This is a genomic window from Pseudomonas sp. GOM7, from assembly GCF_026723825.1.
GTDB lineage: Bacteria > Pseudomonadota > Gammaproteobacteria > Pseudomonadales > Pseudomonadaceae > Aquipseudomonas.
In genome coordinates this window covers 2,721,116-2,735,652 of record NZ_CP113519.1, presented here as the reverse complement: position 1 = coordinate 2,735,652, position 14,537 = coordinate 2,721,116, and the positions used below count along the sequence as shown (strand labels likewise).

Annotated in this window: 13 protein-coding genes; 4 read left to right on the top strand and 9 right to left on the bottom strand. The window is 57.3% G+C overall.

Annotation, left to right across the window (positions count from 1 at the left end; genetic code table 11):
* Positions 1–15 precede the first annotated feature (15 nt).
* From OU800_RS12425 to OU800_RS12390, 8 genes are read right to left on the bottom strand one after another with little or no spacing between them, the layout of a single operon-like run.
* Positions 16–2,172: a ComEC/Rec2 family competence protein gene (locus tag OU800_RS12425; RefSeq protein WP_268177584.1), complete on the bottom strand. Its 2,157-nt coding sequence runs from the start codon at positions 2,170–2,172 to the stop codon at positions 16–18.
* Positions 2,173–2,175: 3 nt separating this feature from the next.
* On the bottom strand, positions 2,176–2,439 hold the full coding sequence (locus tag OU800_RS12420) for a phosphopantetheine-binding protein (protein ID WP_268177583.1): 264 nt from the start codon (positions 2,437–2,439) through the stop codon (positions 2,176–2,178).
* 14 nt (positions 2,440–2,453) lie between these two features.
* A complete protein-coding gene (locus OU800_RS12415) occupies positions 2,454–3,194 on the bottom strand; it encodes an SDR family NAD(P)-dependent oxidoreductase (RefSeq protein WP_268177582.1) in 741 nt (246 codons plus the stop codon).
* The gene (locus OU800_RS12410) at positions 3,191–4,483 is read right to left on the bottom strand and encodes a beta-ketoacyl-[acyl-carrier-protein] synthase family protein (RefSeq protein WP_268177581.1); all 1,293 of its coding nucleotides are present in this window, start codon (positions 4,481–4,483) and stop codon (positions 3,191–3,193) included. Before OU800_RS12410 ends, OU800_RS12415 begins: the two co-directional genes overlap by 4 nt.
* Positions 4,476–5,000, bottom strand: a complete 525-nt coding sequence (locus OU800_RS12405; protein ID WP_268177580.1) for a 3-hydroxyacyl-ACP dehydratase FabZ family protein — start codon at positions 4,998–5,000, stop codon at positions 4,476–4,478. The genes OU800_RS12410 and OU800_RS12405 overlap by 8 nt, the downstream gene beginning before the upstream one ends.
* 1 nt (position 5,001) lies before the next feature.
* Positions 5,002–5,622 carry a hypothetical protein gene (locus OU800_RS12400; protein WP_268177579.1) on the bottom strand — a complete coding sequence of 207 codons (621 nt, stop codon included), beginning with the start codon at positions 5,620–5,622 and terminating at the stop codon, positions 5,002–5,004.
* Positions 5,623–5,635: 13 nt separating this feature from the next.
* Positions 5,636–6,010: a hypothetical protein gene (locus tag OU800_RS12395; RefSeq protein ID WP_268177578.1), complete on the bottom strand. Its 375-nt coding sequence runs from the start codon at positions 6,008–6,010 to the stop codon at positions 5,636–5,638.
* 36 nt (positions 6,011–6,046) lie between these two features.
* A complete protein-coding gene (locus tag OU800_RS12390) occupies positions 6,047–7,702 on the bottom strand; it encodes a M64 family metallopeptidase (protein ID WP_268177577.1) in 1,656 nt (551 codons plus the stop codon).
* 559 nt (positions 7,703–8,261) lie between these two features.
* Here OU800_RS12390 and OU800_RS12385 point away from each other — a divergent pair.
* From OU800_RS12385 to OU800_RS12370, 4 genes are read left to right on the top strand one after another with little or no spacing between them, the layout of a single operon-like run.
* Entirely contained in the window at positions 8,262–8,894 is a 633-nt protein-coding gene (locus OU800_RS12385) for a hypothetical protein (protein ID WP_045736087.1), read from the top strand.
* Complete coding sequence (locus OU800_RS12380) at positions 8,887–10,773, top strand: DDE-type integrase/transposase/recombinase (protein WP_013715598.1); 1,887 nt, start codon at positions 8,887–8,889, stop codon at positions 10,771–10,773. Before OU800_RS12385 ends, OU800_RS12380 begins: the two co-directional genes overlap by 8 nt.
* 11 nt (positions 10,774–10,784) lie before the next feature.
* Positions 10,785–11,771: an ATP-binding protein gene (locus OU800_RS12375; protein WP_041769449.1), complete on the top strand. Its 987-nt coding sequence runs from the start codon at positions 10,785–10,787 to the stop codon at positions 11,769–11,771.
* Between the two features lie 2 nt (positions 11,772–11,773).
* Positions 11,774–13,231, top strand: a complete 1,458-nt coding sequence (locus OU800_RS12370) for a TniQ family protein (protein WP_013715599.1) — start codon at positions 11,774–11,776, stop codon at positions 13,229–13,231.
* On the opposite strand, the gene OU800_RS12365 is transcribed toward OU800_RS12370, so the two are convergent.
* Positions 13,217–14,371, bottom strand: coding sequence for a hypothetical protein (locus OU800_RS12365; RefSeq protein ID WP_137006966.1), 1,155 nt, complete (start codon positions 14,369–14,371; stop codon positions 13,217–13,219). The two genes, OU800_RS12370 and OU800_RS12365, sit on opposite strands and share 15 nt — an antisense overlap.
* Positions 14,372–14,537 lie beyond the last annotated feature (166 nt).

Here is a 14,537-nt window from a genome sequence, read left to right as displayed (position 1 = left end):
AAAGAGCGGTCCGCCTCAGGAAAGGGAATCCTGTACGTCCTTGTTGGCTGATGCCTTGTAGTAGCTGACGGTGAACAACGGCTCGCCCCCGGTGAGGGCTTCGCTCAGGGCGGCCAGCGCCGCCGACGAGTTCACCCCGACCGTATCGAGGGCGTAGTGCAGCGCCTGCCTGGCCGGGTCGAGCCGGCCATTGCCACAGATCGCCCCAGCAATGGCGCCGGTGACCACGCCGGCCTGAGTACTGCCGCAGGCACGGGTGATGGTCAGCGCCACCAGCGCCGGGCTCGGGTTCGCACCGGCACGGGCGGCACGCCTGTAGCAGTTGCCGAGGTCGTAGAAGGTTTCGCCGGCGGCTTCGCAGGCTTTCTCGGCGGCATCGAGGGCGGCGCCTGCCAATTGCATGGCCTCGGTCTGGTTACTGGCGCCGCGTACCTGCTGCGCGGCGGTCGCGGCCTGGGTCGCCAGGGTCGCCACACGTCCAGCACCATTGGTGAGGATGTCCCGTGCCTGCGTGGCCTGGTCGTTCGCGGTTTGTACGGCGACGTTGTACTCAGGCAGGGGGACGTAGTGGTTGACCAACTGGTATGCCGTACCCAAGCCATCGATAGAATCCGCCAGCGCCGCGAACTCGGCCAACGGGCCGGGCACTGCCGCACTGGTGGTGGCGGCGGTTTGCGCGGCGCAGTCGACGCAGCGATAGACGTCGTCCATGCTGGCCGCGCGCTGGAGGGCCTTGCGCTGCTCATCTATCGCCTCCAGCCAGTCTTCCTGGCCGGGGGGTTGCATGTCCAGCCAGCGAAGGTACTCGCTGTTGATCCCGCCGCCGGTCTTGCTGCGCAGTACCCACAAGGCTGTGGCGGCATTCCGCGCGTCGGTGGTGTTGACCAGCGCGGTGACCACATCCACCAGCGTGCCTTTGACCGCCGCTTCGGCGGCAGCATTGGCGGCCACCGGGTTTGGCGCCAGGCCCACTGCCTTGGCGGCGATATCGGCCACCGCGAGCACCGCGCGCCAGGCGCTGCCCGGGAAGTTGCGATTGTCAAAGGCCTGGGCCTCGCTGACCTTCACCAGCAGGTTGCCGGGCAGGTTGCTGGCATTGGGATCTCCCGCGACGATGCCCAGGGTGACGAAGGCGTTGCTCATGTTCTCGGCGCTGTCGAAGCCGGTGAAGTAGGTGCGCCGTGGCCGCCCTGGCGAGGCCGGTGGCGGGGGCAGGGTGATACCGTTGCCACGGGGATAGCCGTTGAGCACATCCACCGTGGCCGGGGCCGGGTGGCCGTGCTGGTTGTCCGTACTGTTGGAAACCATCACCGCCAGCGGGCGCATGCGCTGGAGAAAAGCCGCCGAGGTGGCGGTATCGGCGCCATGATGGCTGGCCTTGACCACCAGGACACGGCCAGCGGCATTGTCATTGGGGTTGGCAAGGCTGGCGATCAGGGTTTCCTGGGGATCTTCGATATCGCCGCCGATGTAGTAGGTGAAATCGCCGAAGCGCAGGAGGAAGGCAAGGCTGCATGCGTTTTCCGCTTCGCTGACGCCCTGAGCGGCCTTGACTGGAGTGCCATTGGCACGCTGCACCCACTGGTTGCAGGCAATGCAGGTCAGTGTCGGCGCTCGGTCGCCGGTAAGCTGGAGGATTTCTGCCTGGGGCCCCGTGATCAGCCATTGTGGGGCCTGGTTGATCGCCTGCATCACCTGGAAGGCGCTGGCACCGGCGGGAGCTGCCGGTGAGCCGGTGCGCGACACCATGCTAGAGGGAATATTGGGCCCCAGGTCAGCGGCCTTTACGGCGCGGGTCACGCGGTTGCGCCCTGACTTCTGGTTGATCGCGTTGAGATATCGAAGGTACAGATCTTCGGGCCCCAGGGCTGGCCAACCCCGGTCGTAGATCCGCACCGTGTCGTAGGTACTGACCTTCTTCGCCAGCAGGGCGGCCACTCCACCCAGGTGGTCGCCGTCGTAATGGGTGACGACCATGGCATCGAGTTTGCTCAGCCCGGCCGTGTTGGTGATGTAGTTGTGCAGATAGGTGGCGATACCCTGGCGCCCGCCGTCGATCAATACCGCGCGGATTCGCTGGCCCTCGGCGTTATCCGGGTTTTTCGCGACGATCAGGGTCGCATCGCCGGCCTTCTTCACATCGATGTGGTGAATCTCCAGCGACCAGGCCATGGCTCAGTCGCTCTCGCGGGCGGCCACGGCGCCGCTCAGGGTGTCGATCAACGCGTCGATGCTCGACAGCGAATTGAGCTGCTCCACCGGAACCTTGATGCGCAACTCGCGCATGGCGTCGGAGACGATGGTGATGATGTCCAGGCTACTGGCGCCAAGATGGTCGAAGCGCAGTTGGGTGTCGATCGGGCCGAGGTCAAGGAAGGCCAGGGCGGCCTCGGTATGGCGCAGAACCACTTCGCGGACCGTCTCGTGGATATCGTGCATTGTGTCGCTCCTTGTCATGGCACCCAGTTCAGGCCACCGGTGAGGTGGATGGCCTGGCCGTTGATGAAGGTGGCCCCGTCGGAGGCCAGGTAGAGTACGGCCTGGGCCACGTCGTCCGGCGTGCCGAGGCGGCCGCTGGGGCACTGCCCGAGCCAGTGTTCAAAGGTTCTCGGCGCCGCGGTCTCGCGGCTCATGTCGGTGTCCACCAGGCCCAGCACCAGGGCGTTGGCGGTGATGCCACGGCGCCCGTACTCCCGGGCCAGGGTCGCGGCCATGGCGATCAGCCCGGCCTTGGACACGTTGTAGGCGATCTGCCCACTCATGCCGTGGGCCGCCACCGAGGAGAGCAGGACGATGCGCCCGCGGCGGCGGGCGATGAAGCCCGGCAGCAGGGTTCGGCACAGGCGGAAGTTGCCGTCCAGGTTGACCTCCATCACCGCGCGCCAGTCGGCGTCGGGCAGCGATACGGCCAGGCTCGGTCGGTTGATCGCGGCATTGCCCACCAGCACGTCGATGCCGTCCAGCACCTGGTCGGCCTCCTCGCACACCGCATCGATGGCGGCGCCGTCGGCCATGTCCAGGCGCAGGGCCAGGCAGCGTCGATGCGGGGCGATTTCCGCTGCATGGCGCTGCAGCGCCGCAGCGGCCTCGGCGTCCTGATTCCAGGTGAAGGCGACATCATGGCCGGCCAGCAACACCTGTTCGACGATGCGTCGGCCGATGCCACGACTACCGCCGGTGACGAGGAAATTCATGAGCGGGGCTCCCAGCGACCGAGGATCGCTACGCAGTTGTTGCCACCGAAGCCGAAGGCGTTCTTCAGCAGGTAGCGCACCGGATGCAACACTGCACCGGCAGCGCAGACATCGAAGTCCAGCTCCGGGTCAGGGTCGTCGAGGTTGATGGTCGGGTGTAGCTGCCCGGCGCGCATCTGCGCGATGGCCGCCACCAGCTCAACCAGCGGTGCCGACCAGCAGGTATGACCGAGCATGGATTTCGGTGCGTTGACCTTTAGCCGCTCCAGGTGCGCGCCGAACACCCGGCGGATCGAACGCGCCTCGGTAAGGTCGCCCAATGGCGTCGAGGTGGCGTGAGCGCAGATGAAGTCGATATCACCAGGCTGCAGACTGGCTTCGCGCAGGGCAGCCTGGATGGTGCGGGTCTGGCCATCTTCCTGCGGGCTTGGCTGGCGGCTAGCGTCGGAGCGGGCGGCCACGGCGAGGACTTCGCACAGCGGCTCGGCGCCGCGTGCCTGAGCCAGTTCGGCACGTTCGAGAACCAGGCAGGCGCCACCGTGAGCCGGGACGAAGCCTTCGCGGCGGCGGTCGAAAGGCCGGCTGGCCTGCTCCGGGTGATCGTTGAAGGAGCGCTGACTGACCGCCTGCATCAGGGCCAGGGCATGCAGCTCCAAGGGTGAATAGTCGAGCACCGGGGCCAGCACCACGACCCGTTCGGCATCGCCGAAACGGATTTCGTTGAACGCCGCGCGCAGCGCCAGGGCGCCACTGGCGCAGGCACCGCCGACGCTGTAGCCGGGGCCGCGAATGCCGAGTACCTCCGAGGCCACTGCGGCATGGTCGGTGTCCAGCCCGGCGAGGCCGAACTGCACGTCGATATGGTCGGGATCCTGCTCGAACTGGCGGAAATTGTTGTAGTAGTAGTTCTGCCCGATGTTGTGGCCACCGACGATGATCGCGGTTTCGCCATCCTCGCCCGCCGGCAGCGCGAACAGCCCGGCGTCCTGCCAGGCACGCCCGGCCATCAATACCGACAGCGCGGTGGACCAGGGCAGGCGATTGCTTGCCCGGCGCAGGCGCAAGCGTGGTGCGTCCGTCAGGCTGTCAGCCAGGGCGGCAAGGCGCGGGCGCGGATCGAAGCCTTCCAGACTGCCGCCGACCTTGGTCGCGATCTCGCGGTCGAAGCTGCTCCAGCGGCGAATGCCGGAGCGCCCGGCCAGCAGGTTGTCGAGCAGGCTGCCGGGGTCTTCACCGAGGGCGGTGAGCACCGACATTCCGCTCACCACCACGCGAGGCAGGTCAGACATGACAGCCCTCCATCACCACCACGCTGCGCACCGCGCCGGCGACGCTGATGCGCCCACCGAAGATCGCCAGCATGCCGTTGTCGTCGAGCATTCGTACCTCTATATCCATGATGTCACCAGGGCGGACCTGGCCGAGAAACTGGGCACCGAATACCCGCGTGGCGAGGATGTCCAGCGGTTGCGCCGGGCAACCACGGGCCATGTGCAGCAGGCATTGGCCGGCCTGGGCAATGGCCTCGCCCTGAAGCGCGCCGGGGTAGATCGGGTTGCCGGGGAAATGCCCGCCGAGCACCGGGTCTTCGGGGTCGACCCGGCGCTGTGCGTGCAGCACATGGTCGTCCGGGTTCCAGGCCAGAACGCGGTCGATCAGGAGAAATGGCGGCCGGTGCGGCAGCATCTGTTCCAGGGGCGGAAAGGCCACCACGACGGAGGATCCCGCCGTGGCTTGCAGCAGTGGACCGCGCCGCAGCCGGGCGAGCGCGGTGGCGACGTCCAGGGCGGCACTGGTGCTGGCCATGTCAGGCCGCCCGGGCCTGGGTCACGGCCACGGCGTTGTCCAGCACCCACTGCAGAGCAGCGTCGGCCTGCTCCTTGGGCACGGCGGCCACTGCGCAAGAGGCGGCGTTGCGGCAGGCGATGCCATGGTGCTCGTAGCCGGCGAACCACACCGCCTCATAGGCGGCAACGGTGTGTAACGGCGCGCCGCTGCCATTGCCGCTGCGCAGCGCCTGGGTCAGAGGTTCCATCAACGCCTTGACCGCACCGCGATAGCCTTCGACCTGTTGCCGGATATTGGCGTTGAGGGCGACGCCATGCGCCAGGCTGCGAGTCTCCACCAGGGCCTGCTCGTAGGCGCTGATGGTGCTGCTGACGAAGTGGTTGTTTTGCACCGCCGGGTTGCTGCTGGCCGCATGCTTGGCGAAAGCCAGCGACAGTTCGCGGAATTCCGCTTCGCTGAAGAACTCGTCCTGCAGGGCGAGATAGACCTTCACCGGCAGCGGGATCGGCAAGGTTGCCAGAATCTCGAGAGGTAGTTCGGTGGCATTGTACTGGGCGAACATTTCGCGGATCTTCGCCTCGGGGAAATCGTCACAGCGGGCAAGCTGGATCACCCGATCCACGGACATTGTGTAGCTCATGACGGGCTTCCTCTCAGGAATTGGACAGGGTGAAGGCGACGGTGATGGTGTCGCCAGCGGTGGGGAAGGTCCTGTTGTAGTTGTACGACGAAGCCGTGCCACCGACGCCAAGGATGTTCGCCGAGTTGGTGCCGTTCATGGTGAACTGCAGGATGAACTGGGTGCCGTCGTCAGCCTGGTAGGTAACCTTGCCATCCGGCGTCTGGCCGTTGGCGACGAACACGGTGGCCGCATTGCTGCCTGCTGGCACCGAGGTCGGCGGGGTGGTGGTCCAGTTGGCGCCGTTGAGGCTGTACTGGGTGCCGACCAGCACCAGCCGTTGCGAGGTGGTTAGGGTACCGGTGCAGGTACGGTTGGGGGTTGGACTGCTGCCGCCGCCACTACTCATAAGCGTTCTCCATGATGGCCTTGCTGTGTGGGTGGGTCAGGATGCCGCGGCCAAAAGCGTGCCGGACAGGAAGCCCGCCGAGACACGACTGACCGTGCTCGGCAGGGCGGAAAGGGGGGTAGCGGCACTGGGCCAGCTCACGGCATTGCGCGTCGCGCTCATCGGCCCCTTGGCCGTGGCGGCAGCGAGGAACACGTAGCCCTCGTCGCGAACCGCGCAGTTGAGATCGAGGGCCGGGGTCAGGCCGCTGCTGGCGACGTTCTCCGCAGCCAGCCAGGCGCACGCGGCGTTGACCTTGGCATGCTTGAGGGTGCTGCCCTGGGCGGCGAAGAGGTGAACGAACTGGCCCTGCACTGCGGCGCCGGCGGTGATGCAGTCGATCGTCGAACCGGCGTCCAGCCCCAAGCGAGTGGTTATCTCGCTCCAACTGCTGTCCCAGACCTGAGCGCCGTTGCGCACGCTGAGCCAGATGCCCTTGCTGCCGGAGGCAAAGACGAATAGTTGACCGTTGATGACCGCGCAGGCCACTCGAGTGCAGCCGGCCGGCAGGCCGCTTGAGGGAATCGCGCTGAAGCCGCTCCACGCCGCACCGGCCGCTTGACTGGCCAGCCAGACCTGGTTACCGGACAGGGCGGCAACCAGTACCACGCTGCCGGCCAGGGTCGCGGCGATATCGCCGACCTGGCCGACATTGGTGGTGCTCAGGGGAATCGGCTGCTGGCTTTCCCAGTTGCCGACCACCGTAGCCGAGTTGTGCCCGATGACCCCATTGGCCAGGGTGAAGACGAAGAGCCGGCTGGCCAGACTGGTGGTAGCCAGCGCCTGAACCGGCGAAGGCTGCACCGGCGGCGACACGGCCTTCACGGCCGACCAGGTGCCGACGCCGCTCTGGCTGGCCAGCCAGGACAGACCTGTGGTCTGGTGATAGGGCGCGAAAGCCTTCAGCAACTCGTGGTAGCAGACCAGGCAGAAGCCGGCGGTGGGGTCGCGCATCAGGCAGTTCTGACTGGGCCGGTAGATGCCCTTGGCGTAATTGCCGCCGCCTTCAAAGGCGCCGATCATCCACGGCTGCCAGCCATTGGCCGAGGGGTCGGAGGGCAGGGCAGTGAAGCCGGGGGTCAGATACTGCTTCCACTTCAGCGAAGCGGCGTTGAGGCTGGTCGTGAGGTTGGGACTGCTGGGTTCGATGTCCGGGTAGCTGCCGGACTGGGTGGCGTACTCGACGCCGAGTCCGGCCACCAGATGGGCGATGGCCCGGGCCAGCAAGGCCACGTTGCCGCTGTCCAGGGTCAGGGTGCACAGGCTGCCACCGAAGCTGCCACCGGCGCTGCTGGTGTTGGCAATGACCACGGCCAGATGCCAGGTGAGGCCAGCGGCGCTCAGGGCGTTGCTGACTTTCGTCGGGTCGGCGCTCAGGTTGCTGGCAGATGTGCCACAGCTAGCAGTGCCAAAAGCACTGTTCGGCGACAAGCCGGACTGGTTGGAAAGGGTGTCGAGCTGATAGACGTTGATCGCGTCCTGCAGGCGCCAGGAAATCGGCACGATGGCGTTGAGGCCGCTGATCAGCGTGGTGACGGCCTGGTGGAAGGCGTCGAGTTGGCTGGAGGTGAAACCGTCACCGGTGATGGCGATGAGAAAGCGTTTTCCGTCGGCACCGTTGTTGACGACTTTCGTGCACGAAGCAGTATCCATCCGAGAAGCCCTCATCCCTAAGGTTAGAATTCATACTGGAAAACCCCTACTTGACTGGCGGCATATTGCTCCAGGTTTTTTCTGGCCGTCAATACGGAAGCGCAAAATTTCGTCATCTACCGACCGTACAGTCATCACTCAGATCTCCAAGTCCGAGAGAAGCGTAGAAGGGGGAACGAACCTCTGCAAGTCGTGGCTCCGTTGCGGACAGACGCAAAACAGAAGATTGGATCAGACCTTGACCACGTCAGCGTGCTAGGCGCCAGACGGGGCTTTAGGTCGGGGCTTTGCTTGCGACTCCGTAATAGTGAAAACAAATTAATTTGAAACTTTTCCCCCAGTCGCTAAAAGCGACTTTGACTGAATAGCCTTTGGCGATTTTCAATTCAATTAATTATTACCAATCTGCTTCTTATCTCCAAAGATTCTGAGTTGCGCAGAATTTCCCACCATAATTCTTGAGAATTTGAAACTTTAACGCTCGCTCTGCAAATATGAAACTTTTGTAAGCTGCTAATTTGCCAGGGAATTATAGTGCACAAGCTGAGAGGCCATACAAATGGCAGCCTTTATTACATTGGAAGCAAGGGGTAGGCCGGCGGGCGCGCCTGAGTTTCTGGCATACAGCCCTAAGCAGAATACCCAGGTAAGGCTTTACTGTCGACCGAGCTTCTGGCGCTGGGCTGGGCTAGAGTTTAATCCCTTTGCCACAGAAGTGCTTGTAAATCAGGCTACTTTAAATTTGGAGAGCAAAAAAGTATCAGTTGCAATTCAGTACGAAATGCATGGCGTTTTACATTTTATCTTTTCCAGGCGTGAAGTCACCGAAAATACTGAAGCTGAGATAATCGAGTATTGCGATAGCTGCGATATCAAAGCTGAATTCTTAGGGGCTAAATGCCTGAGTGAAGAGCAGACGTACGCAGAAAATTTGCTTTGCATGTTGTCGTATATTAACAAATATAGAGAGATCTTCACTGAGAAGAATCTTGAATTTGCATTTCATTCGATTGATCGAAGCAAGGGAGCAATAAGCAACTCAGTTAATGACTTGCAGGCTAGATATGGCGAAGGCGCAGCGGCGCTGCTGTTTGAGCTTGTCAGGCGGGGCAGGGTAGGGCTATTTGATGTTCGATGCAAAAGAATCAGTGGATTAACTCAGCTAGATGTCATCCGGGTGAGACATGAATGACTCCACTCGCTTTTCTCGCCGTGAGTTCCTTGCTGCTGGGAATTCATGTGATGCGTGGAGGTGTATAGATGTTGATCTTATTGCCGAGGATATAAGAGAGGCAACAGATAACAGAATTAAAGCAATTAGAGCTTATCTAAAGAATGGAGCCACCCTGCGCGAGATAGAAGATGCGTATGGTCTTTCGCGAGCAACACTGTACAGATCCATTAATAGATGTCTTGCATTGGATACGGATGGAGTGGTTATTGGCTTCAAAGGAGCCATACCATATAGGCGCATTGGCGAGAAAAAATATAATCGTGAGAAAGATCTAGGCTATTCGAATGATGGAGTGACTCAAGGAGATGCCGGGGCATTTAGCAAACTAATAGCTGATCATCCTGAAATAAAGTCCTGGCTGGAAAAAATCGCTCGAAATTATAAGCCAAGGAGCCAAGGTGGCGTTAGCTTCGACGTTATACATAATGCATTCTTAGTGCATTGCACATCATTGTCGATCAGTAATGATCAATATCCATTCAACCGAAAGACACTCGCCCGCTCAGCCTTGAGAGAACATCTAAGGTCGAAGAGCAAAGAGTTGAAGGCGCTAGATGAAAAAGAAAGGAATGCCTCTGACATAAATTACAATGTGCCTCCTACCGATATTCTGCAGCAGGTAGAGACTGACGGCCACATGCTCGACATCCGATTGGTCATTGAAGAATTAGACAGTTTCGGACAGCCAATCAGATACGAAATCTTAAGAGTTTGGCTAATACTACTCATTGATGTCTTTTCGCGCTGTGTACTGGGATACTCCATTGCTTTAGGCCATACGTACGACCAGATTGATCTTTTAAAAGCTATATTCAACAGCTTAACACCTCATCAAAAGCAGCCCCTGATCACGCCAAATGTTCATTATTCGACCGCAGGAGGGTTCCCAAGTGAGCACGGCTACGCTTGGGAAACTTGGTCAACTCTCAAGCTTGATAATGCTTGGGCCCATAAGGCCACGAATGTTGTCCGAGTTCTTCATGATCGAGTAGGGTGTGTTGCTGAGTTTGGCCGCCCTCATACACCTAATGATCGAGCCATTATTGAGCGATTCTTTTTGTTTGTTGTGCAGCATTATTCGCATAGGATTATTGGCACGACCGGCAGTGATAGTCGAGATAAAATAATTGAACGCTTATCTCCCAAGTCGAAGAACCCGCTGAAGCTACTGCTTACACTAGAAGAGCTAAAAAGTACCATTGATATTTTGATCTCTGACTACAATGGTCGGCCCCACTCGTCGTTGCAAGGTCATTCACCACTGGGGGTGTTCTGTCTTTGTGGCGCTCAGAACTCTCTTCCACCCAACACATTGCCTGACGCTCTCAGGGATCCGACCTTATTTTCAATGGCTCGGGAATCGGTGGTCGTTCGAACCTCATCAAAATACGGTGGTGCTTACGTTAACTTTGCATATCTAAAGTATAAAAACCCTGACGTCCTTAGAAGTGACTCCGTTGGCAGGCACATGTTTGTAGAGTATTCACGTGAAGACGTTTCATTTCTTCGGCTATTAGATGAAGACGGCACCTTTGTGGGAGTTCTAAGAGCCCCCCACCCTTGGTACTTACAACCGCACAGTCTCAAAGTTCGAAGCGAGTTATGGAAGGCTACGAAGCAGGGGCAATTTCAATTTGCACGTAATGAAACACCAACTGAGGCTTTTCGGCGTTTAAAATTGGCTACTGGTGACACTTCGCGAAGAGTCGCCACCACCTTATACAAGGAAACGGGGCGTGTTAGTGAAGATCCATCTTCAGTTAAGGGCCGTGACGGTGATACGCCAGAGAGACTTAATCATCAGCGTGTCAAGTTGACCAAGGTCTTCACGCTCTGAGAGGATGGAGTATGGATATCAAAGATATACGGCCAATCCGAATTGAAGAACATCCAGTAAGTAGTAAGACTTATTTAATTCCTACTTATTCCATCGGTGAAACCTATGCGATGGTACTGAAAGCCATTAAGCGACTCGACTCAGGGTTGGTTATTTATGGGCGCGTCCGCTACGGTAAAACGCGAGCAATGCTGTACTGCAGGCAATGTTTAAGTATTGATTTTCCAAGTATTCCAGTGGCTATATTCTTCGCTGAGCGCGATCTGTCGCCCAGTAAGGGCGGCTTCTATACCTCTTTGCTGGAGGTCGTTGGGCATGCCAAATGGGAAGATCATTGCAGCATTAGCATCAAAAAATCCAGATTAAAGAATTTTATTATTGATGCAGCGTTTAATGATCCCCGTAGGGTTTTTATTTTATTCATTGATGAAGCATCAAGATTGCTGCCGATTCACTATGACTGGATCAAAGATCTATACAATGCCCTAATGGAGAAAAGTGTTACGTTGTTGCCTATCTTGGTGGGGCAGAGTCAGTTGCTAGGCCATAAAGAAACTTTGCTAAAAGCTGGTGAAGAGGGGGAGGCCATAGTTAATCGGTTCCTTCTGTATGAACACTCATTTCGGGGAATTCGTGACAAAGAGGATTTCGTAGAGTGCCTTGGCTATTATGATAGCGCCGTCTTTCCGGAAGGAAGTAATTGGCCCTATACGCGCTTCTTCTTCCCTGAAGCGTTTGCCGCCGGACTTCGACTGCAAGATTATGGAGATATGCTCTGGGATGCATTCAAAGAGTCCTACAAGGGGCTAGGGATCAAGGCTGACATGGAGATTCCGATGAAGTATTTTACGAAAACCATTGAAATCCTCCTGACTGAATACTGCGAGAGTGATAGCGCGAGTTTCTCGCTTTCTCCGGCGGTCTGTATGTCGCTCATTGAAGAGTCCTGGTTCGCGGTTGCCACCCGCAACTCTAAAATAGCAAATACGTTAGCCTAGACATGATCATTACTCTGCGTGACGAGCTGTTGCGTTCTAAACAGAGATACAGCGGGATAAGGCCGCGATATATTCCATACGAGTCAGTTTATTCAATTCTTTCCAGGTTTGGATTGTTCAACGTTGTTGCTGGCGGGGCTCTGATTGAAATCATCAAACAACATTGTAACCCTCAAATATCCGGCAATAGACATTGCAGGCATTTAGCTTATGTTGAGTCTTTGGGAGTGACTGGCCTACAAGGCTTATTTGGCCTGAGCCTGACGCAGGCCAAGTCTTTATTTCTTTCGCCAACTTTTATTGACCCTGAAAGACATGTGGCTTCTGAGCTTCGATATTGCCCCATTTGTTTGTCGCAAGGCCGGCATTACACGCTATTTCAATATCAGCTCATTGAGGCATGCCCAGTACACTCTGTTGACTTGCTTAATCATTGCCCGCACTGCGCTGCACTTGTGAGTTACAAGTTTAATGCTGCCTTATTCAAGCATCCCTATGGCTGTTGGCGCTGCGGTCGCCAGCTTGGATGTGGGCGTGATCCTCAATCGTTACGGTTCATCAGCGCTCATGGTATGCAGCGCTTGCGGCAGTTCCATAGGATGCTGGGTGGCGAGAACAAGCACCTTGTGTTCGATATCGTCGGCCCAGCAGATCTTCATTGCGATAATGTATTGCAGCTGTCGCATTCCGTTCAGCAGTTTACGCGAGTGGAGGCAGACCTATTTTCTAATCTGCAAGTAATGGCCTGTGATCATTCATTCCAATCTGCGCTGCGCCAGTACCCTACATTCTCGCGCTTCTCTAGGGCAAATCAAGAGGAAGTAGGGGTGGAGAGTGAAATCCTAATCAATGAGTTGGTTAGTATTTCGAAGTCGATTTTCAGAAATATCAAGAAAAACCATTTGGCTGAAATTCGTTTAACTGACAAATCTTTAGAGCTATTGTGGCGTGACGTTCAGGGGGTTTTACTGCCTGCTAACTATTATACTGTGCTCGCTTACATTGATTGGTTATGCTATTGGCGCCAGGCTAAAGTGCCATGTGAATTACTGCGTTCGGCGCATAGCAGCAGGGTGAAAATGGCTGCATGGATAGCGGAGAAGAAAAGGCATAGCCTGTTCCGGCAGACAAGTCCTGAAGCCGAGCGCTGGTTGCTTCGACAAATGCTGGGCTGTGAAGTTGTCACTCTACTCAAACGGCAGATGGAGCAGAGACAGTTGTTGACCCAAGGCGTAGATGCGCCGGACTGCACCGATGTTCCATATCGACGAATTTTGCACCCCGTATGTTGGGCTGTAGTTTTCAGTGAACAGAGTGGTCGTCCACCGAGCATGACATTTATATCGGCTCATTCATGGAATACGGATCGTAATGAAAGTCACTCAGGATTACCATCTGCCGAGGCAAGGTCTCTTCATGGCCAGAGTTTGCAAAAGGTTTTCCGTCTAATCAACGCTTGAACTTTTATTCTTGATGACCGTATCCCAATCAACTTGCTCGTCATTCACCGGTGGTCCTTCGTCCGCTGAGCTTCGCTGTAGTGATATTTTTCGGACGGCTGCATCCCAGTCATCATCTTCATCCTCCTCTTCAGTCGAATTCTGACCAGCAAACAGGTCCTTGGTGAACCTTTTTAACGCCTTGGTAAATGCCGCTTCCTCTTGGGGCAAGAGGTCGGGTGTTGATGGCCCTTCGGGGACGTAGTAATGCTCAAATCCATATAAACCGCCCGCATATCGATAATGGCGCTCCAGGATTATCTCAACCTCATTTTCGGTTAGGGCACGCCAGTGCGCCCCATCCCTGCGATTCATAAGCCAGTGGGATTGTAAATCCATCAAGTCAGCATTTTCGCAAAGGAGGGTAAAGGTGCTTACAGCTGTCATATGATCCAGCTTCACTTTGCCGTTGGCGCGGTGATACATCCACTCTAGAGGTCTGCGATTTATTTGAATGCTATCAAAGCTCAACTGGACAAGCTCGGATGGGCTAAAGTCATATCCCCAGGTCAGTAAGATTAAGGCAAGGTCGCGCTCGGCTTGAGGGCTTTGCGCCAAATGGCGCCGGAAGACGTTTAGAACTCTTGCAGACTCTTGTGCCGATTTATAAGTGAACACTTTGTTGCGCGTCACCCATCGGAACTGTCGGTAAAAAGGGAGCAACTCGTGCAGTAGTTTGTGAGCATCTATTGCTTTGTATCGATGGTGTTGCCACCGGATGACGGATAAAACCATCGAGGCTACTTGCTGACAACTAAGCTCATCAGCATTTAGTAACCCTGACCCAAGCAATTTATTCTCCAGGTTCGCTGATAGTAAACGCCCTGGCATCGCCGGGCATGGATAAAGCGCGACGTGGCTGAGAAAGAAGTCTTTGTAGATAAAGGCTAAAGGGATTGGCCTATCGATCGTGATTTCGTAGGTTGCTTGCAACCAAAGATCAAAGTGCTTCAGGTCGCGTCGGATTTTCACCGACTTTCGGTAAGGAAAGTCCAAAGCGAAATGTTCCGCATCACTTGCCCTTGGTATATCTTCGGCTGGCTGGCTCATTATTGGATCGCTCGCTGTTGTGAAAGCGGCATGACCTCGCAGCGCACGCATGCTCGTATCTGAGTTTAGCTCTGACTGCGTCGATTGTAGGTGCGATCCTCGGCTGCACCTGGCCCACGGCCCAGACCGGTATGCGCGTCCATTATTGCTGTCTTACGGTCACAGAACACCCTCAGCCTCAGCGGCACCACACGCATGCCCCATGGCTGCCAACTCG